The following is a 17,542-nucleotide window of genomic DNA, read 5'->3' on the forward strand; positions in this document are numbered from 1 at the left end:
ACGACATCAACAGCGCCTAAGACGCGGATGACGCCATGGCCAGGGCCGCTGGCTGCGAGCTCCAGGCACGGAACTCATCGCCATAATCGCGTACCGCCGAATGATCACGCCACGGCCCGGCCTGCTCGTGCAGGTCACGGGAGCGTTGGTAGACGGAGCTGATCGGTGTGCCTCCGCACAACCGCAGGGCCTCACGGCCCAGCGCCATCGCGTGGTCGATGTCGGGCGTGCGCTGCTGCAGCAGCGCGGTGGCGACGTCGAGGCGTACGAGCGAGCGGCTCCAGGAGGAGGCCGAGTGCTCCACCAGATCGTCGATGTGCTCGGCGTCGCGCAGTACCTGGGCCGTGTTGCGCAGCGCCACGTGTGACGTGACGGCGTTGGCCAGCGTCCTGGCCCGTCCGTACGGCTCGAAGGAGATGCAGGAGGTCAGCCCGACGGGTACCTCGTGGAGGTCGGAGAGGCGGAGTGCCTGTCCGATGGTCTGCTCGACGGCACGCTGGTCGCCGGTCTTGCCGAGGGCCCGGGCCCGGCCGTTGGCGAGCAGGCGGATGCACTGGGCGTGGCGTGGGGCTCGCTCGACGGCCGCGGTTGCGCAGGCGTCCGCCTCGTCGTACCGGCCGGCGTAGTAGAGGCTGAAGGAGAGGGTGCCGCACGCCCAGAGGTCGGTGTCCAGGTCGCCGATCTCACGGCTGAGCTCCCGGGCTTCGGTGCAGTACGCCTCCGAGAGCGCGAAGTCGCCCGTGTTCACCGCCATGTAGCCGAGCAGGCCGGAGGCGCGGGCGGCGAGGCGGAAGAGCTCCCGGCGCGTGCGTGGGGGCTGGCGGCCGTCGAGGAGGGTGTGGGCGAGCTGCCGTAGCTGGCGGGCCTGGGGGCGGAGGACGTACGGCCCGTCCTGTTCGTACCGGCTGGCGATGCCCTCCAGCGAGGAATCGAGGAAGGCGAGCGTCGCGTCGTCGGCGTTGCTGGCCGTGAGCTGCCGGGTCCGGGTGACGATGTCCAGTGGGTTCTCGTCGTCGGGTGGCGGAGGCGCACTCGTCGCCTGCCGGCCCGTGCTCGACTCCTCGTCGCGGTCGTGCGCGGAGTCGCCGTCGTACGCCGTGGAGAACAGCTCGGACACGGGTCTGCCCAGCATGTGCTCCAGAACCCGGCAGGCGTCAGGACGGGGCAGAGTCAGCAATTCCCCGCCGTACCAGCGGTCGAACTGACGTGGAGAGACCTGGAGGGACGCCAGGCGGGGGTCTCGGTCGAGCTCTGCCAGCCGGGCGGCGGCCCGCTCGTACTGCGCGGCGAAAGCCTCGTGCGTCGTCAGGTGCCGTTGCTGGAGCAGCTGCCTAAGCAGCGTTGTCCGTGGCATGGCCCACCCTCCTGGTACGGCGTAAGGACCGACGCGCAGGCGCGTGCCGGTAGCGAGGTCGTGGCCTGCTCGCCCATCGGTCGGCTGCGGCGCACGCCCGTACCAACGCGCGGCGCGACTCCTGACAGCATGCCGACGCAACCACCAACTAGGCAATATGTCTGGTGAAGTTGACCCGTATGGGTTGTAGAGGTGTCGCCGGTACGGAGAGACTTCCGGCATGGCCTTGAAGAGAAGCCTGGTCCCGCAGTCGGTGTACCGGCGACAGCTCGCGGCACGGCTGAAGGAACTGCGTGACGCGACCGGGCTCACCCTCACCGAGGTCGCCGACCAACTGGAGGTCAACCAGGGGTCGCTGAGCCGGATCGAGAACGGTGAACGTGGTACGACGCCGGTCCTCGTCCGGGCACTGCTGGACCTGTACGGCGTCGACGACGAGCATCGGCGCGCCGACGTGCTCGACCTCGTACGGGCGGACAAGGAGCAGCAGAAGCCCTGGTGGCGGAAGTACTCGACGGTGCTCACCCCGACGCGCTACGACGGGTACCTCGCGCTGGAGGCCGGCGCGACGCACCTCGCCAGCTATCAGCCGATGCTCGTGCCGGGGCTGCTCCAGACCGAGGACTACGCGCGTGCCGTGATCTCCCAGATGAGGAAGGACCTGTCCCCGCCACAGGTCGAGTCCCTGGTCAGGGTACGCATGGAGCGGCAGAACAGCCGCCTGGGCGGTGAGGCCCCTGCCAGGCTCTGGGCGATCCTCGACGAAGCCGTGCTGCGCAGGACGGTCGGCTCCCTTGACGTGATGCGCGACCAGATGCGGAAGCTGGTGGAGACGAGCGAGCGGCCGAACGTCACCGTGCAGCTCCTGCCGTTCTCGCTCGGCGCGCATCCCGGGCTGTACGGCCCGTTCGTCATCCTGACGTTCCCGCACCCCACGCCGGATCTGGTGTGGCTGGAGAACCCCAAGAACTCCGTGTATCTCGAGTCCCCGGAGGACGTGGACAACTACACGGAAATCTTCGATCAGTTGAGGGACAGCGCCCTCGACCCGTCGGAGACCCGCACCCATATCGCACGCATCAGCAAGGAGCTCGAAGAGTGAGCACGCCCCGCATGGCCGCCCCGCACGACGTCACCGCAGCCCGGCACGACGTCGACCTCGCACGCGCGCGTTGGCGGAAGAGTTCGTACAGCGGGGGTGCGAACGACTGCTTGGAAGTCGCTGTCCTGGGCAAACATGCCGCAGTGCGCGACTCAAAGGACATCAGCCGTGGACTGTTGCTCTTCCCGAAGACGGCGATGCGCGCGCTGGTTGGCGGAATCGCCAGCGGAGCAATCGGTGAGCACCTGGGCTGAGCAGAGAGCTGGGGCGTAGAGGAGAGAGACGTGTCGCCGTCGTAGGCGTAGGCGTCTCGGGTCTCACGACCGGCGTGGCGCTGACTGAGGCCGCGCTGCGAAACGTCCGACATGGCCGGTCTCGCGCACCCGCGAAGCCGGTCATCTCCCGTACGCGCGCTTCCAGCGCGCTCGGTGCCGGGAGTCTCCCTGGCCGCGGCCGTTCACCTCACTCAGGGAGAGCAGGGAGGCTCCGTTGTTCCACAGAGCGAGGTGGTCGCGGTGCACCGCGAGGATGCCGTGCTGCACGGCGAACCGCTCGGAGGGGCGGCTGAAGCGCGTGGTCGTCACGAACACCGCCAGGTCGGCCCCGAAGTGCACCTTGGCACCCAGCAGATCGCGTAGCTCGCGACTCGCGATCGTGCTGCTCGGCGCGTAGCGCTTGCACTGGATCACCATGCTCCGGCCGTCCGGAAGGCGGCCGACGACGTCGGCGCCGTTGTCGTTCGCACCGCCCACCCGCCGCACCTGCGTGCAGCCGTCCCGTCGGCACAGGCTTGCGACCAGGTCCTCGAACTCGGTGCCGGTCATCGCGTCCACCTCGGCGAGCGTCCGGTGACCGGCCTTCACCGCCTCTTCCTGCCGCCAGAGACGGTCCCGCCCGCGCACGAGCCGGTCCGTACGCCACAGCCACCAGGCCGCCGCTCCGGCGCCGCCGAGGACCAGTGCGCCCGTGATGTACGGCCACACGGCCGACCAGAACACCACCAGCAGGACCAGCACCAGACCACCGCCGGCCGCCACCGCCTTAAGCCGCGCCGCCCGCCGCCTGCGAGCAGCCGCACCCCGTCTACGCCCAGCCACGCTCGAAACTCCTCCTCCACAGGTCCGTGTACGGCAGTCTGATCAGCCCGAGGCAGCGCGAGAAGGGAGCGAGTTGGCCATGTCCGGATCCTGAAGGTCTCGCCGATTGCCGGTCGACGTCAGCTTGGTCGGCACCGAAGCCGATGACTCGCATCGACCCCATCCTTGGCATCATCACCATGGCTCGTTGCCGGCACTGAAACGGAGACGCTCGTGGGGGACAGATGGCGGCTGTTGCTGGGGGAGCGGCAGGTCATGTTCGGCAAGAACAAGTTTCCGTCGCGGCTCATGGCCATCTTCCAAGAAGAAGACAAGTACATGCAGGACGACTGGGCTCAAGCCGTCGACCAGCTCAACAGCGTTCCCTTGGGCGAAGAGATCCCGCCAGAGCTTCAGGAATTTGCAACGCTCATCGAGTTGGACGATGACGTCGACACGTTTGACCGTTTTGGCTACCGCACCACAGTCGCAACCGTCCTTGCCCGACTGAAGCTCATGGGCTTCACGCCCGAGGCCAGCAGGCGCTCGATGGCAGAGATCCGCAGATCGAACCTCAAAGAGAACGGGGAAGCAGAAGACATCCTCCTTGTATTTGGGAACCAGATCACCGAGCAAACACCTCATCAGATGTCTCCCGAGCAGGTCGTCGATAACGGACTCAAAGCCCATATCAAGGCTTGCACCCGCTACGGATTCAACGACAAGCATCTCGACCTGGTGGAGCTGAACTGCCTAGAGGCGTTGGCATACCATTTTGACGACGACTCGGATGATCCGAGGTTCCTCCTTGCAGCCATCCTGCATGGCCAGGATTCGCAGAACACAGTGACGATGGACCTGTCGGACCTTCTGGCGGCCGACTATTGCAACAGCTCTGAAGACCTGTCTGCCCAGGCCATCCGAGAGTTGAGCTCACTCACAGCGAACACAGGCCCCATCATCGTGATCACCGAAGGCAAGTTTGACGCCCAGGTCATACCTCGGGCGCTCAGACTCGTCCGTCCCGAAATCGCCGGATACTTCAAATTCTGGGACATCGAAACGATGAAGGCCGCTGGTGGCGTCGATCAGGTCGTCAAAAACATGAGAAGTTTCGCGGCGGCCGGCGTCATGAACCGGGTGATCGGGATCTTGGACGACGACACGGCAGGTCGGCAAGCTGAAAAGCTGCTTGCCAGCACTCCTCTGCCTGAACATTACGCAGTCTGTAGGCTGCCCGACCTCGACTATGCACATGCCTATCCGACCGAAGGCCCCTCAGGGGCTTCCGTCGACGACGTGGCAGGTCGTGCATGTTCCGTGGAGTTCTACTTCGGACAGAACTGCCTTCTTGGAACAGACGGGAAGCTGGTCCCGGTCCGATGGAGGGGCCGCAACGATGCGATGAACGATCGCCAAGGGGAGCTCGTCAACAAACCCCACGTCCAGAGGCGCATCAAGGAGATGCTCCGATCCGCCGAAGCTGGGGAGGACCCCCTTGGGAGTGACTGGGACCCGATGCGACGCCTTGCTGAGAGGCTCGTGAACCTGGCAGTGCCTGACCCCGAATGACCACCCGAGGCGGTGAGCGGGCACGGCTGACCGCGACCGAGGACGCAGGCCGCAGCCTCTCCATCTCCGACGAGCCCGAGCGCTGATCTCAGAAACCACAGGACGGAACGGTGGTCGGTCACCGAGGATGTCTCGCTGTGATGCAGACCCTCTCGAGTCCCACTCTGGCCGTCCTGATCAAGATCGCTGTCACGCGAACGGCGAAGGAGATCCACACGAGCTTGCTCGCCGCCAACCTGGACCGGTTCATCACCGAGGCATCCTCCAAAGAGAGGCTCGTCCAGACGGTCTTGATGGACGCCCGGCGAGCGGCGCAGAAGGGCGACAAGGACGCCCACCGCGGCCTGCTTGCGTTCGCCAAGGAGCAGACGAGCGGCTTCCGGCACCCCGACGAACTGGGTCCAGAGACTTTGCTGTTCCAGCTCAAGGACGCCCTTCTTGCAGACGGCTACGACCTCCAGTGGGACGACCCGAACATCCAGAAGGAGGCCGACCTCGACAGCTGGATCGAAATCCGCAAGGGGCCCGTCGTCTATCACATCCGTCCGACTGAAGCGCCGGGCGTCGAGATGGCCAAGGAGATCAGCGGTCTGGAGGCGCAACTCGGCGCCGCCGGCTTTGAGGTCGCCCTCAACCACTACAAGCAGGCTGTCGACAACCTCAACCATCACAACTACGAGGCCAGCAACGGCGCCCTCCGCCCGATGCTCGAAGACGTGACCTTTCGAGTCGCGCAGAAGTACGGCTACACGGGCACCTCGGGCGGCAACGCCATCAACTTCATGGTCGACCAGAAGAAGGTTGTACCCGCAAAGTGGGGCCGACTCCTGCAGGGGGCCTGGGACATCTCGCACCCCGATGGGCCCCACCCTGGCCGATCCAACGCAGACGAGGCGCGCTTCAGGATGCTGATCATCACCAGCATCGTCCGAAGGCTGCTTCAGCACGCTGGACTCTGATCCGACTGTCAATCTGTTGAAGCAGCCCCGGCCGACTGCGTCGCCGATGGCTGAGACGCGATAAAGAGCTATGCCCGGCCTACAGCTTCGCCTGCAGACGGTCAGTGGTCAGTTCCAAACAGCGCCCACAAGCCGGCGGACAACCGCACGCTGTGGGAGGAGATCGTCGGCGAACGGACGCCTCTTCCCCCAGCCTCGGCCGAGAGGACGACCACGTGATCACCTTCGCCGAGCAGCAGATCGACCGCACCTGCCGGGCAGGAGAAGAAGCCTGGTTCGTCAGCGACGCCCGGCCCATCCGCGACCACGGCTGGCCGACTGGTGGCATCACCGTTCCCGCGCACGCCCGTGCGGGGGCTCTGGTGGTCCGATGCGGATCACGCCAGTCGAGCGGGCCGCCGCCTCCGCCGCGCTGGGATGCCCGATGTGGGAGCTGGGGCCGTGTGCCAGGTGCGGCCAGCTGATGCGCAGGTACGGGCGGTACGCGGCGATGTACTGCCGCGTGTGCCGGGCGGTCCTCAACGGGCCGTAACCGGGAACTGCAACCAAAACTGCAACCACGGAACGACGAAGGCTCCGACCGAGATCCGGTCGGAGCCTTCGTTTGCCCAGGTGGGCGGCTGCGGAGGATACGAGATTCGAACTCGTGAGGGGTTGCCCCCAACACGCTTTCCAAGCGTGCGCCCTAGGCCTCTAGGCGAATCCTCCGCCGGAAACATTACATGACCGAGAAGGGTGCTCGCGAACTCGTTCCCACCTGCTGACGTCGGGTACTCTGTGCGGAGCCCCTCACGCGGCGCTATCTGACTGAACTCCCCCAGGGCCGGAAGGCAGCAAGGGTAGGTTGGCTCTGGCGGGTGCGTGGGGGGCGCTTGCGTTTCCGGGCGGAGGCCGTACGTGGGGCCGGGTTGTCAGTGGGCGCCTATAACCTCGTATGCGTGTCGTCTCTCGCGCTGTACCGCCGCTATCGCCCGGAGTCGTTCGCCGAGGTCATCGGGCAGGAGCATGTCACCGACCCGTTGCAGCAGGCGCTGCGGAACAACCGGGTCAATCACGCGTACCTGTTCAGCGGTCCGCGCGGGTGTGGCAAGACGACCAGCGCTCGGATTCTCGCGCGGTGCCTGAACTGTGAGCAGGGTCCTACGCCGACCCCGTGCGGGGAGTGCCAGTCCTGCCGGGACCTGGCGCGCAACGGCCCCGGTTCCATCGACGTCATCGAGATCGACGCCGCTTCGCACGGTGGTGTCGACGACGCCCGTGAGCTGCGGGAGAAGGCCTTCTTCGGGCCCGCCTCCAGCCGCTACAAGATCTACATCATCGACGAGGCCCACATGGTCACGTCGGCCGGCTTCAACGCCCTGCTCAAGGTCGTCGAGGAGCCCCCGGAGCATCTGAAGTTCATCTTCGCCACCACCGAGCCCGAGAAGGTCATCGGGACGATCCGGTCGCGGACCCATCACTACCCCTTCCGGCTCGTGCCGCCCGGGACCCTCAGGGAGTACCTCGCCGAGGTCTGCGGGCGCGAGAACATCCCCGTCGAGGACGGCGTACTCCCGCTCGTGGTGCGCGCCGGCGGCGGTTCCGTGCGTGACTCCATGTCCGTCATGGACCAGCTGCTCGCCGGTGCGCGGGAGGAGGGTGTGACGTATGCCATGGCCACCTCCCTGCTGGGGTACACCGACGGGTCGCTGCTCGACTCCGTCGTGGAGGCCTTCGCGACCGGTGACGGGGCCGCGGCCTTCGAGGTCGTCGACCGTGTCATCGAGGGCGGCAACGACCCCCGGCGCTTCGTCGCCGACCTGCTGGAGCGGCTGCGGGACCTCGTCATCCTCGCCGCCGTCCCGGACGCCGTGGACAAGGGGCTCATCGACGCCCCCGCGGATGTGCTGGAGCGTATGCAGGCCCAGGCCGGCACCTTCGGCGCCGCCGAGCTCAGCCGCGCCGCCGACCTCGTCAACGACGGCCTCACCGAGATGCGGGGCGCCACCTCGCCCCGGCTCCAGCTCGAACTGATCTGCGCGCGCGTGATGCTCCCCGCCGCGTACGGGGACGAGCGTTCGGTCATGGCCCGGCTGGACCGGCTGGAGCGCGGCGTGAACTTCTCCGGGGGCGGCGCGGCTCCCGCGATGGGCTACGTCCCCGGGCCCGAGGCCCACGCGCAGGCCCAGGGTCCCGTCCAGGGCGCCGCGGTTCCGCCGGGCGGCGGCCCGGCCGTGGCCCGTGCGGCGGTACGGGGTCCGGGCGCCCCGGACGGCCGGCCCGCCCCGGACGGCCGGCCCGCCCCGGACGGCCGGCCCGCCCCGGCACCGGAGCCGACCCCGGCTCCTCAGGCACCCGAGCCCTCGCCGGCACCACCCACGCCCGCCCCTGCGCCCACCCCCGCCCCCGGCGCCTGGCCCACCGCCACCACCGCCGGCAGCGGCCGCCGCCCGGGTGGCTGGCCCACCGCAACCCCCACCGGCACCGGAGCCCAGCCTGCTCCCGCACCGAGCCCCCCCGCTCAGGCGCCCGCTCCAGCCCCTGCTCCCACCCCTGCCCCGCAGCCCGCGGCCGCCCCCACCGGCGGCCTCGACCCCCGCATGCTCTGGCCGAACATCCTGGAGTCCGTCAAGAACCGCCGCCGCTTCACCTGGATCCTGCTCAGCCAGAACGCCCAGGTGACCGGCTTCGACGGCACCACCCTCCAACTCGGCTTCGTCAACGCCGGCGCCCGCGACAACTTCGCGAGCAGCGGCAGCGAGGACGTCCTGCGGCAGGCGCTCGCCGAGCAGTTCAACGTCCAGTGGAAGGTCGAGGCGATCGTCGACCCGTCGGGCGGCGGCGGCCCGGCCCCCGCGCAGGGCGGTTCTTCCGGTTACGGCGGAGGCGGCTACGGCGGCGGTGGCGCTACGGCGTCCCCCACGCGCCCGGCGCCTCCCCAGCCCGCCCCCGCCCCCGCCCCCGCGGCTCCGGCACAGGCGGCGCCCGCCCCAGCGCCCCGCACCCCGGCCCCCGTGGACCGGCCCCCGGCCCCGGAGCCCCCACCCCCCGTCGCCCCCGAGGACGACATCCCGGAGGACGACGATCCGGACCTCAACGAATCGGCCCTGTCCGGCTACGACCTGATCGTCCGGGAGCTCGGCGCGACGGTGGTCGAGGAGTTCACGAACGAGTAGCCGCCTCTCGAACCGAGCCTGGCCTCGTACGAACCCACAACCCCTGCCCACCGCCCCCTTCGGCAGCCCGCACAATCCCGCCATCCCCGCTCCGGTTAGGCTGACCCCCGTGAAGGTCCTCGTCATCGGCAGCGGCGCCCGCGAACACGCCCTGTGCCGCTCCCTGTCCCTCGACCCCGACGTCACCGCGCTGCACTGCGCCCCCGGCAACGCCGGCATCGCGGAGGTGGCCGAGCTGCACCAGGTCGACGCCCTGGACGGCGCCGCCGTGTCCGCGCTGGCCACTCGGCTCGGCGCCGACCTGGTTGTCGTAGGGCCGGAGGCGCCCCTCGTCGCGGGGGTCGCCGACGCCGTGCGCGACGCGGGCATCCCGGTCTTCGGTCCCTCGGGGGAGGCCGCGCAGATCGAGGGCTCCAAGGCCTTCGCCAAGGACGTGATGGCGGCGGCCGGGGTCCCGACGGCCCGGTCGTACGTCTGCACCACGCCCGAGGAGGTCGACGAGGCCCTCGACGCCTTCGGTGCCCCCTACGTCGTCAAGGACGACGGTCTCGCCGCAGGCAAGGGCGTCGTCGTGACCGCCGACCTGGAGGCCGCGCGGGCGCACGCCAACGCCTGCGAGCGGGTGGTCATCGAGGAGTTCCTCGACGGCCCCGAGGTCTCCCTCTTCGCCATCACCGACGGCGGGACGGTCCTGCCCCTGCAGCCCGCCCAGGACTTCAAGCGGGCCCTGGACGGGGACAAGGGGCCGAACACCGGCGGCATGGGCGCGTACTCCCCGCTGCCCTGGGCCGACCCCAAGCTGGTGGAGGAGGTCATGGAAACCGTCCTCCAGCCCACCGTCGACGAGATGCACCGCCGCGGCACCCCGTTCTCCGGGCTGCTGTACGCCGGTCTCGCCATCACCTCCCGGGGTGTGCGCGTGATCGAGTTCAACGCCCGTTTCGGTGACCCGGAGACCCAGGTCGTCCTCGCCCGTCTCAAGACGCCGCTGGCCGGTGTCCTGCTGGCCGCCGCCAAGGGCGAGCTCGCCGACCTGCCGCCGCTTCGCTGGAGCGCCGACGCCGCGGTCACCGTGGTCATCGCCTCGCACAACTACCCCGGCACCCCGCGCACCGGCGACCCGATCACCGGCCTCGACGAGGTCGCCGCCCAGGACGCCCCGCACGCGTACGTCCTGCACGCGGGCACCCAGACCGACGGCGACGCCGTGGTCAGCGCGGGTGGCCGCGTCCTGTCGGTCACGGCGACCGGCGAGGACCTGGCCCAGGCCCGCGAGCGCGCGTACCGGGCGGTGGCCCGGATCCGCCTCGACGGCTCCCAGCACCGTACGGACATCGCGGCGAAGGCGGCCGCCGAGTAGGCGGTCGTCACCCCTCCCGATGAACCCTCCGGGCCCCGGTTCCGTCTCAGGAACCGGGGCCCGATGCTTGCTGTCCGTCATCCACCTTTCCCCAGAGCCATTCCATCGAGTGACCGATGCCCCATCCGGCTGACGGAGGCCTGGCCCCCAACTAGGGTGCGGCGCAAGCGTTCCGGCACTTGGCCCACCGGCATTGCGATGTCAGTGACGGGTGCCACAGTGGGGGAGTGACCAACACCAGGACAGGTTGGACAGGCAGCGCAGCCTTGACGGCCCGCGCATCGGGGAGGGGGTGAGGTCCGGTCGTGACCGGTATGGGTGTGGAGGCGGGCGCGCAGACCGCGCGTTCCCGGGCGCTGGCCGTGCTGCGGATCCGTAGCCGGGCGCTGGCCGTCGCCCTGTTGCCCGCGGCGCTCGCCGTGGTGCTGCTGGCCGGCGGTTCCACCGGCCACCTCGTGGGTCCCGGCTGGCATGCCGCCCGCTGGGCCGTGAGCTGTGTCGCCGTGCTCGTGCTGCTGGCGGCGGGCGGAATCGCGCTGGTCGTGGCCCGCTCCCGGCCGGCCGTCAGTCCGACGGTCCCGATCGTGGAGGATTCGGCGCCGGATCTGTACCGGATGGTGCGTGACCTGGCCGACCGCCTGGACGTCCCCGCACCCTCCGCGATAGCGCTCACACCGGACTGCGACAGCTGGCTGGAGGACCGCACCCACCCGGCCCACGGCCCGCCCCCGCGCGAGGACCGGGACGAGCTCACGGGCGGCCTGCGCGGCCCGCACCGCCGGGCCACGGCGGCCCCGGTCCTGGTCATCGGCTCCCCGTTCCTGTGGTGGATGCGCGTGGGCGAACTCCGCGCCGTCCTCGCCCCGGTGGTCGCCGGCACGGGACCCTCGGCGCACCCCGACATAGCCGCGGCCCGCCGTTTCGTACGGGGCCTGGACGCGGCGGTGGCGGTGACCTCGGCGCCGAACCGGGGTCCGCTGTCCCGGGCCGCTCTGTCCGGCGTCGGCAGAGTTTCCCGCCTGCTGCTGCGCAGCTGCCGGGAACACGCGGCGGAGATGGAGCGCGGGGTGGCCGCGGCGGCGGCGGAGCGTGCACAGGCTGTGGATTACGGTCTGCGCATCGTCGCCCAGGAACAGGTCGGCCTGGCCTACGCGGGCTGGGACCGCCTCCTGACCCGAGTGGCACTCCCGGCCTGGCGGATGGGCCGCTGGCCGTCCCGCCTGGACGCGGGAGTGGTGGCGGCCCTGACAGAACTCTCCCGCCGGGACCGCCTGGCCGAGGGCTTCGCCTCCCGCCTGGGCGAACGCCCCGCCTGTGACCTCCTGGAGGAGCCGGGCGCGGTGGACGAGGCGGCCTCGCTGCTGGCCGCCCGCCTCTTCCACGGCGGCCCCGCGGAAGCGGGACCGGACTGGTCCCCGGTGGGCTGGCAGGAGTACCCGGAGGAGGTGGTGGACCGCAAATGGCGCACGGACGCAGCCCGCCTCCACAGAGTCCTCGACACCCTGGGCGTCCGCCGCCCCGGCCCCCACTCCGGCGGCCCAACCCTGTCCAGGGTCCTGGACCACCTGTCGACCCCGGACGGCCCGGCAACGCCCGAGCCCGCACCCGCCGAGGGCACCGTGACAGAGGCCGAAGACGGGAACACTCCGAGGGTGGAACGCGACGCCGACGAACCCGACAACGAACGCAGCGCCGCCCTCGCCGCAGGCCTCACCGCCGAACTCGCCCGTGAAGAGTCCGCCACCCCCACCCCCGAATCCACCCCCACCCCCGACACCCCCCTCTGGGACGACGGCACCCTCCCCCTCTTCCCCCTCCAGCCCCCCCGCTCCCCCCGAGAACTGCTCGCGGACCACGTCACCGCCATGGTCTGCTGCGCCGCCATGGACACCGCGGGCGCCGCCCCCGGCCTGGACTGGCTCGACGGCCCCACCCTCCTCGTCAACGGAGAACGCGCCGTCGACCTCACCCCCCGGGTCCTCAGCCTCATCGAGGAGGGCGACCCGGCCCCCCTGAAGGCCTGGCTGATCGAATCCGGCATACGCCCGGAAAAGCCGGTACGGCTCGTCTGACAGCCCCAGCACAAGCCCCAGAACAGCCCCGGAACGGCCCACAGCACCCCCGGCCGAGCCCCCACTTACCGGAACCTCGAATTCCACTTTCGGCCAATTCGCAACGAATAGTGACAGCATGCGTGCGCAATGTGATGTGCTGGGACCGATCGCGCACATGGCAAGGGCTTGCGACATACGACCGTCACGACAACGCCATAACGACCACGGGGGCAAGAGGGAGGGGAGCGACCATGGGGTCGGAGCAGATCCGCCGCTGGGAGTCGGGAGCACTCGCGCACGCCGTCACGGACCCCTTCGGCCAGGGCCCCGTCCCCTGGCTCCGTGGCACGGAGATGTACTTCGACGACACGGGCCAGGTGGTCCCCTGGTACGTCGACACCCCCAAGGACGCACCGACGCCCCCGGGCGCACACCGCGTACCCGGCCCCCGTAACGCCAAGAGCCCCCGCCGCACCGAAGGCCCCCGCTCCGCCGACGACGTGCACCGCCAGATCAAGGGCTTCACCTCCACCGGCGCGGTCGCCCCCGGCGAGGCCGTCGACTTCCACATCACCGTCGACCCGCCCCAGGAATTCGCCGTCGACATCTACCGCATCGGCCACTACGGCGGAGACGGCGCCGCGAAGATCACGACGAGCCCTCGCCTGTCCGGCATCGTCCAGCCGCCCCCGCTCACGGCCGACCGCACGGTCTCCTGCCACCACTGGTGGCTGTCCTGGCGGCTGCAGATCCCGTCGTTCTGGAGCATCGGCGCGTACGTCGCCGTCCTCACCACCGTCGACGGCTACCGCTCCCACATCCCGTTCACGATCCGCGACAACCACCCGGCGGATCTGCTGCTGCTCCTGCCGGACATCACCTGGCAGGCGTACAACCTCTACCCGGAGGACGGCCGCACCGGCGCCAGCCTCTACCACGCCTGGGACGAGAACGGCCGGCTGCTCGGCGAGGCCGACGCGGCGACGACCGTCTCCTTCGACCGCCCGTACGCCGGCGCGGGCCTCCCCCTGCACGTGGGCCACGCCTACGACTTCATCCGCTTCGCCGAGCGCTACGGCTATGACGTCGCCTACGCCGACGCCCGCGATCTGCACGCCGGCCATGTCGACCCCACCCGCTATCGCGGCCTGGTCTTCCCCGGCCATGACGAGTACTGGTCCCCGCACATGCGCCGCACGGCCGAGCTGGCCAGGGAACACGGCACCTCGCTGGTCTTCCTCTCCGCCAACACCATGTACTGGCAGGTGGAGTTGGGCCCGTCCCCGTCCGGCGTCCCCGACCGACTGCTGACCTGCCGCAAACGCAGGGGCCCGGGCAAGCCGGTCCTGTGGCGCGAGATCGACCGCCCCGAGCAGCAGCTGGTCGGCATCCAGTACGCGGGCCGGGTCCCCGAGCCCCACCCCCTGGTCGTCCGCAACGCTGAGCACTGGCTGTGGGATGCCACCGGCGCCCACGAGGGCGACGAAGTCGACGGCATGGTCGCGGGCGAGGCCGACCGCTACTTCCCGCGCACCGCGCTGCCCGAGCACGAGGAGCGCATCCTGCTGGCGCACTCCCCGTACACCGACGGCGAGGGAGCCCTCCGCCACCAGGAGACGTCCCTCTACCGTGCCCCCTCCGGCGCCCTGGTCTTCGCGTCCGGCACCTTCGCCTGGTCCCCCGCCCTGGACCGCCCGGGCCATGTGGACCCCCGCATCCAGCGCGCCACCGCCAACCTCCTGGACCGCATCTGCAAGCGTGACTGAGCTCACCCAGAGCACCCGCGGGCGCCCGAGGGCACCCCAAGTCCAAGGTCAGGGCCTCATACGGGACAATCGACCCGTCGGCCCGCCCGTCTCCCACCGCCACCCTATTCGAGCCCTGCGGGCCCCCCTCAATTCAAACCACGGGGAGGAACCGTGTCCGGATTCGTAGAAAAGCCCGAGCCGTTCGAGGTTCCGGGCCTGGTACACCTGCACACCGGCAAGGTGCGCGACCTGTACCAGAACGAGGCGGGCGACCTCGTGATGGTCGCCAGCGACCGTATGTCGGCGTACGACTGGGTGCTTCCGACCGAGATCCCCGACAAGGGCCGCGTCCTCACCCAGCTCTCCCTGTGGTGGTTCGACCAGCTCGCCGACCTGGTCCCCAACCATGTGCTGAGCACCGAGCTCCCGCCCGGCGCCCCCGCCGACTGGGCGGGCCGCACCCTGATCTGCAAGTCGCTGAAGATGGTCCCCGTGGAGTGCGTGGCCCGCGGCTATCTCACCGGCTCCGGGCTAATCGAGTACAACGACTCCCGTACGGTCTGCGGCCTCGCCCTCCCCGAGGGCCTGGTCGACGGCAGTGAACTGCCCGCCCCGATCTTCACCCCGGCCACCAAGGCGGAGGTCGGCGAGCACGACGAGAACGTCTCGTACGAGGAGGTCGCCCGCCAGGTCGGCGCCGACACCGCCGCCCAGCTGCGCCAGGCCACCCTCGCCGTCTACTCCCGGGGCCGGGACATCGCCCGTGACCGCGGGATCATCCTCGCGGACACCAAGTTCGAGTTCGGCTTCGAGGGCGACACCCTCGTCATCGCCGACGAGGTCCTCACCCCGGACTCCTCCCGCTTCTGGCCGGCCGACCGGTGGGAGCCGGGCCGCGCGCAGCCGTCGTACGACAAGCAGTACGTCCGCGACTGGCTGACCTCGGCGGAGTCCGGCTGGGACCGCAAGAGCGAGCAGCCCCCGCCGCCGCTGCCGCAGCACGTGGTGGACGCCACCCGCGCCAAGTACGTGGAGGCGTACGAGCGTCTGACGGGCACGAGCTGGACGTGACGGAAGAAGCCCCCGGTGAGAACCGGGGGCTTCTTCCAAGAGAGCGGACGACGAGGCTCGAACTCGCGACCTCAACCTTGGCAAGGTTGCGCTCTACCAACTGAGCTACGTCCGCAGTGCGCCGTGGCGCGAGAGCAACTATACCCAACCTCGCTCGCGGGCGAGACGCACCGCCGCGTGACGGTTCTCCGCCCCGAGCTTGGAGACGGCCGAGGAGAGATAGTTCCGCACGGTCCCCTGGGACAGCGCGGCCCGCTCGGCGATCTCCGCGACGGGAGCTCCGTCGGCGGCGAGTTCCAGTACCTCGGCCTCGCGCGCGGTCAGCGGTGAGTCCCCGGCGGAGATCGCGTCGGCGGCCAACTCGGGGTCCACATAACGGTTCCCGGCGCGGACCGTGCGGATGATCTCCGCGAGCCGCTGGGCGCTGACGGTCTTGGGGACGAACCCGCGCACACCCGCCGCAAGCGCCCGCTTGAGGTGTCCGGGGCGGCCATGGCTGGTCACGATCATGACCTGGCAGGACGGCAGTTCCGCCCGCAGGGATGTGGCGACCTTCACACCGTCCGCGCCGGGCATCTGGAGATCCAGGACGGCCACGTCGGGCCGGTGGGCCCGAGCCATGGCCAGCGCCTCGGGACCGGTGGCCGCCTCGGCGACGACCACCAGGTCGTCCTCCAGCGAGAGCAGCGCGGCGAGCGCACCCCGGATCAGATGCTCGTCGTCGGCAAGAAGAACCCGCACGCTCACGCCACAACTCCCGCCAACGGCACCTCGGCCACCACCCGGAACACGCCCCCCTCGGCCCCGGCCTCCAACGTCCCCGCCACGGCGGCGAGCCGCTCGCGCAGCCCGGTGAGCCCGGAGCCGCCCTTCCCGGGGGGACCCACGACCCCGTCGTTCTCCACCGTCAGCACCACGCATTCCTCCCGCACCCGCACGGACACCGCACAGCGCTCCGCGTTCCCGTGCCGCAGCACATTCGTCGTGGCCTCCCGGACCACCCACCCGAGCGCAGACTGCACCTCTGCAGGCAGCCCCGCCACCGGCCCGCTCACCTCGCAGGAGATCCCGGCCGCCGTCAACACACCCTGCGCCCCGGCGAGTTCGGCTCCCAGGTCGGCCTCGCGATATCCCCGTACGACATCCCGCACCTCCCGCTGCGACTCCCGCGCGATGCGCTGCACCTCGGTCATCTGGTCCACGGCCTCGGGCCGCCCGCGCCGGGCGAGCTGGACGGCCAGCTCGCTCTTCAGGGCGATGACGGCCAGATTGCGGCCCATGACGTCGTGCAGGTCCCGCCCGAACCGCAGCCGTTCCTCGGCGACGGCGAGCCGGGCGCGGGTCTCACGGGCCTCGTCGAGTTCGTAGACGGCGTTGAGCAGCCAGACGGAGAAGGCGGAGGTGAAGGCGACGAACCCGCCACCGAGCAGTACCACCAGCGCGGTGGCGAGCCCGGCACCGGCGGGCAGCCCCAGGGGCCAGGTGACGACCCAGGCCCCCACCGCGAAGCCCCCGACGACGGCGAGCACCCGTCGGCGCTCCCGGACGCCGAGCGCGATGGTGCCCGCCCCGAAGGCCGTCACACCCCCGAAGACGGCGCCCGCCGCGGCCTCGACATCCTTTCCCCCGGGCCCGTGCTGGGCGACCGCGAGCGCGGCCACGGCGATCACCGCCGTGGCGGCGGCGAGCGCCCACAGCAGTCGCACCGGCTGCTCCCGCCGCCCGCGCGTCCAGTCCAGGGCCCGCGAGGAGGTCAGCATGGTGAGCCCGGCGTGCACGCACACCACGACCAGCAACCAGACCCCGACCCCCGCCCCCGCCTGGCCCAGGGCGGCGAGCCCGATGGAGAAGACCTCGACCACCCCGAAGAAGTGGAACGACCAGCGCGTATACGTCTCGACCTTCGCGGGCGTGCTCTTGCCCCGCCACCATCCCCCGGCCACGCGCCACTCCCCACTCTTCCCGTACCTCAGAACCTGGATCACATCCCCGGCCGGGCGCGCGGCGTCTGGCACGCACTCCCCCAAAGGGGGGACCCCCAGCCGCGTTGCCGAACCGCCCACGTGGCTCAGCCACGAGGGCGCTCCGGCG

At 70.3% G+C, this 17,542-nt stretch carries 14 protein-coding genes, 2 tRNA genes and 1 other RNA gene; 11 read left to right on the plus strand and 6 right to left on the minus strand.

Going from position 1 to position 17,542, the window contains the following annotated elements:
- Positions 1–16: 16 nt before the first annotated feature.
- The gene (locus RMT89_RS16320) at positions 17–1,354 is read right to left on the minus strand and encodes a hypothetical protein (RefSeq protein ID WP_315884482.1); all 1,338 of its coding nucleotides are present in this window, start codon (positions 1,352–1,354) and stop codon (positions 17–19) included.
- Positions 1,355–1,574: 220 nt separating this feature from the next.
- On the opposite strand from RMT89_RS16320, the gene RMT89_RS16325 reads away from it, so the two are divergent.
- Both RMT89_RS16325 and RMT89_RS16330 read left to right on the plus strand, forming a co-directional pair.
- Positions 1,575–2,456, plus strand: a complete 882-nt coding sequence (locus RMT89_RS16325) for a Scr1 family TA system antitoxin-like transcriptional regulator (protein ID WP_315884483.1) — start codon at positions 1,575–1,577, stop codon at positions 2,454–2,456.
- On the plus strand, positions 2,453–2,710 hold the full coding sequence (locus tag RMT89_RS16330; protein ID WP_315884484.1) for a DUF397 domain-containing protein: 258 nt from the start codon (positions 2,453–2,455) through the stop codon (positions 2,708–2,710). Before RMT89_RS16325 ends, RMT89_RS16330 begins: the two co-directional genes overlap by 4 nt.
- Positions 2,711–2,851: 141 nt before the next feature.
- Here RMT89_RS16330 and RMT89_RS16335 read toward each other — a convergent pair whose 3' ends face one another.
- The gene (locus RMT89_RS16335) at positions 2,852–3,553 is read right to left on the minus strand and encodes a restriction endonuclease (RefSeq protein ID WP_234312104.1); all 702 of its coding nucleotides are present in this window, start codon (positions 3,551–3,553) and stop codon (positions 2,852–2,854) included.
- Between the two features lie 255 nt (positions 3,554–3,808).
- Here RMT89_RS16335 and RMT89_RS16340 point away from each other — a divergent pair, with 255 nt between their 5' ends.
- From RMT89_RS16340 to RMT89_RS16350, 3 genes are all read left to right on the plus strand, one after another.
- Positions 3,809–5,104, plus strand: a complete 1,296-nt coding sequence (locus RMT89_RS16340; protein ID WP_399498252.1) for a hypothetical protein — start codon at positions 3,809–3,811, stop codon at positions 5,102–5,104.
- Positions 5,105–5,241: 137 nt separating this feature from the next.
- Complete coding sequence (locus tag RMT89_RS16345; protein ID WP_158973327.1) at positions 5,242–6,063, plus strand: hypothetical protein; 822 nt, start codon at positions 5,242–5,244, stop codon at positions 6,061–6,063.
- Positions 6,064–6,433: 370 nt separating this feature from the next.
- On the plus strand, positions 6,434–6,595 hold the full coding sequence (locus RMT89_RS16350) for a hypothetical protein (RefSeq protein WP_315884486.1): 162 nt from the start codon (positions 6,434–6,436) through the stop codon (positions 6,593–6,595).
- 91 nt (positions 6,596–6,686) lie between these two features.
- Here RMT89_RS16350 and RMT89_RS16355 read toward each other — a convergent pair.
- A tRNA-Ser gene (locus RMT89_RS16355) sits at positions 6,687–6,771 on the minus strand.
- A gap of 72 nt (positions 6,772–6,843) precedes the next feature.
- On the opposite strand from RMT89_RS16355, the gene ffs reads away from it, so the two are divergent.
- The 6 genes from ffs (at position 6,844) to RMT89_RS16385 (ending at position 15,451) form a co-directional block, all read left to right on the plus strand.
- Positions 6,844–6,942: signal recognition particle sRNA small type (gene ffs, locus RMT89_RS16360), an RNA gene on the plus strand.
- Positions 6,943–7,001: 59 nt separating this feature from the next.
- Positions 7,002–9,218 carry a DNA polymerase III subunit gamma and tau gene (locus RMT89_RS16365; protein ID WP_315884487.1) on the plus strand — a complete coding sequence of 739 codons (2,217 nt, stop codon included), beginning with the start codon at positions 7,002–7,004 and terminating at the stop codon, positions 9,216–9,218.
- Between the two features lie 109 nt (positions 9,219–9,327).
- A complete protein-coding gene (gene purD / locus RMT89_RS16370; RefSeq protein WP_315884488.1) occupies positions 9,328–10,578 on the plus strand; it encodes a phosphoribosylamine--glycine ligase in 1,251 nt (416 codons plus the stop codon).
- Positions 10,579–10,892: 314 nt separating this feature from the next.
- Positions 10,893–12,650: a hypothetical protein gene (locus RMT89_RS16375; protein ID WP_315884533.1), complete on the plus strand. Its 1,758-nt coding sequence runs from the start codon at positions 10,893–10,895 to the stop codon at positions 12,648–12,650.
- Positions 12,651–12,883: 233 nt separating this feature from the next.
- Positions 12,884–14,398 carry a N,N-dimethylformamidase beta subunit family domain-containing protein gene (locus RMT89_RS16380; protein WP_315884489.1) on the plus strand — a complete coding sequence of 505 codons (1,515 nt, stop codon included), beginning with the start codon at positions 12,884–12,886 and terminating at the stop codon, positions 14,396–14,398.
- A gap of 153 nt (positions 14,399–14,551) precedes the next feature.
- The gene (locus tag RMT89_RS16385; protein ID WP_315884490.1) at positions 14,552–15,451 is read left to right on the plus strand and encodes a phosphoribosylaminoimidazolesuccinocarboxamide synthase; all 900 of its coding nucleotides are present in this window, start codon (positions 14,552–14,554) and stop codon (positions 15,449–15,451) included.
- Positions 15,452–15,493: 42 nt separating this feature from the next.
- Here the strand turns inward: RMT89_RS16385 and RMT89_RS16390 are convergent.
- The 3 genes from RMT89_RS16390 to RMT89_RS16400 form a co-directional block, all read right to left on the minus strand.
- Positions 15,494–15,566, minus strand: a tRNA-Gly gene (locus tag RMT89_RS16390).
- A gap of 23 nt (positions 15,567–15,589) precedes the next feature.
- Positions 15,590–16,198, minus strand: coding sequence for a response regulator transcription factor (locus RMT89_RS16395; protein ID WP_315884491.1), 609 nt, complete (start codon positions 16,196–16,198; stop codon positions 15,590–15,592).
- Positions 16,195–17,394 carry a histidine kinase gene (locus tag RMT89_RS16400; protein ID WP_315884492.1) on the minus strand — a complete coding sequence of 400 codons (1,200 nt, stop codon included), beginning with the start codon at positions 17,392–17,394 and terminating at the stop codon, positions 16,195–16,197. The genes RMT89_RS16395 and RMT89_RS16400 overlap by 4 nt, the downstream gene beginning before the upstream one ends.
- Between the last annotated feature and the right edge of the window lie 148 nt (positions 17,395–17,542).

The sequence above is a fragment of the Streptomyces sp. P17 genome (assembly GCF_032436805.1).
Taxonomy (GTDB): Bacteria; Actinomycetota; Actinomycetes; order Streptomycetales; family Streptomycetaceae; genus Streptomyces.

Bases quoted from the DNA above. Each gene is read 5' to 3' on its own strand.
- RMT89_RS16320 (WP_315884482.1), bottom strand. From the start codon at position 1,354: ATGCCACGGACAACGCTGCTTAGGCAGCTGCTCCAGCAACGGCACCTG.
- RMT89_RS16325 (WP_315884483.1), top strand. From the start codon at position 1,575: ATGGCCTTGAAGAGAAGCCTGGTCCCGCAGTCGGTGTACCGGCGACAG.
- RMT89_RS16340 (WP_399498252.1), top strand. From the start codon at position 3,809: ATGTTCGGCAAGAACAAGTTTCCGTCGCGGCTCATGGCCATCTTCCAA.
- RMT89_RS16350 (WP_315884486.1), top strand. From the start codon at position 6,434: ATGCGGATCACGCCAGTCGAGCGGGCCGCCGCCTCCGCCGCGCTGGGA.
- RMT89_RS16375 (WP_315884533.1), top strand. From the start codon at position 10,893: ATGGGTGTGGAGGCGGGCGCGCAGACCGCGCGTTCCCGGGCGCTGGCC.
- RMT89_RS16380 (WP_315884489.1), top strand. From the start codon at position 12,884: ATGGGGTCGGAGCAGATCCGCCGCTGGGAGTCGGGAGCACTCGCGCAC.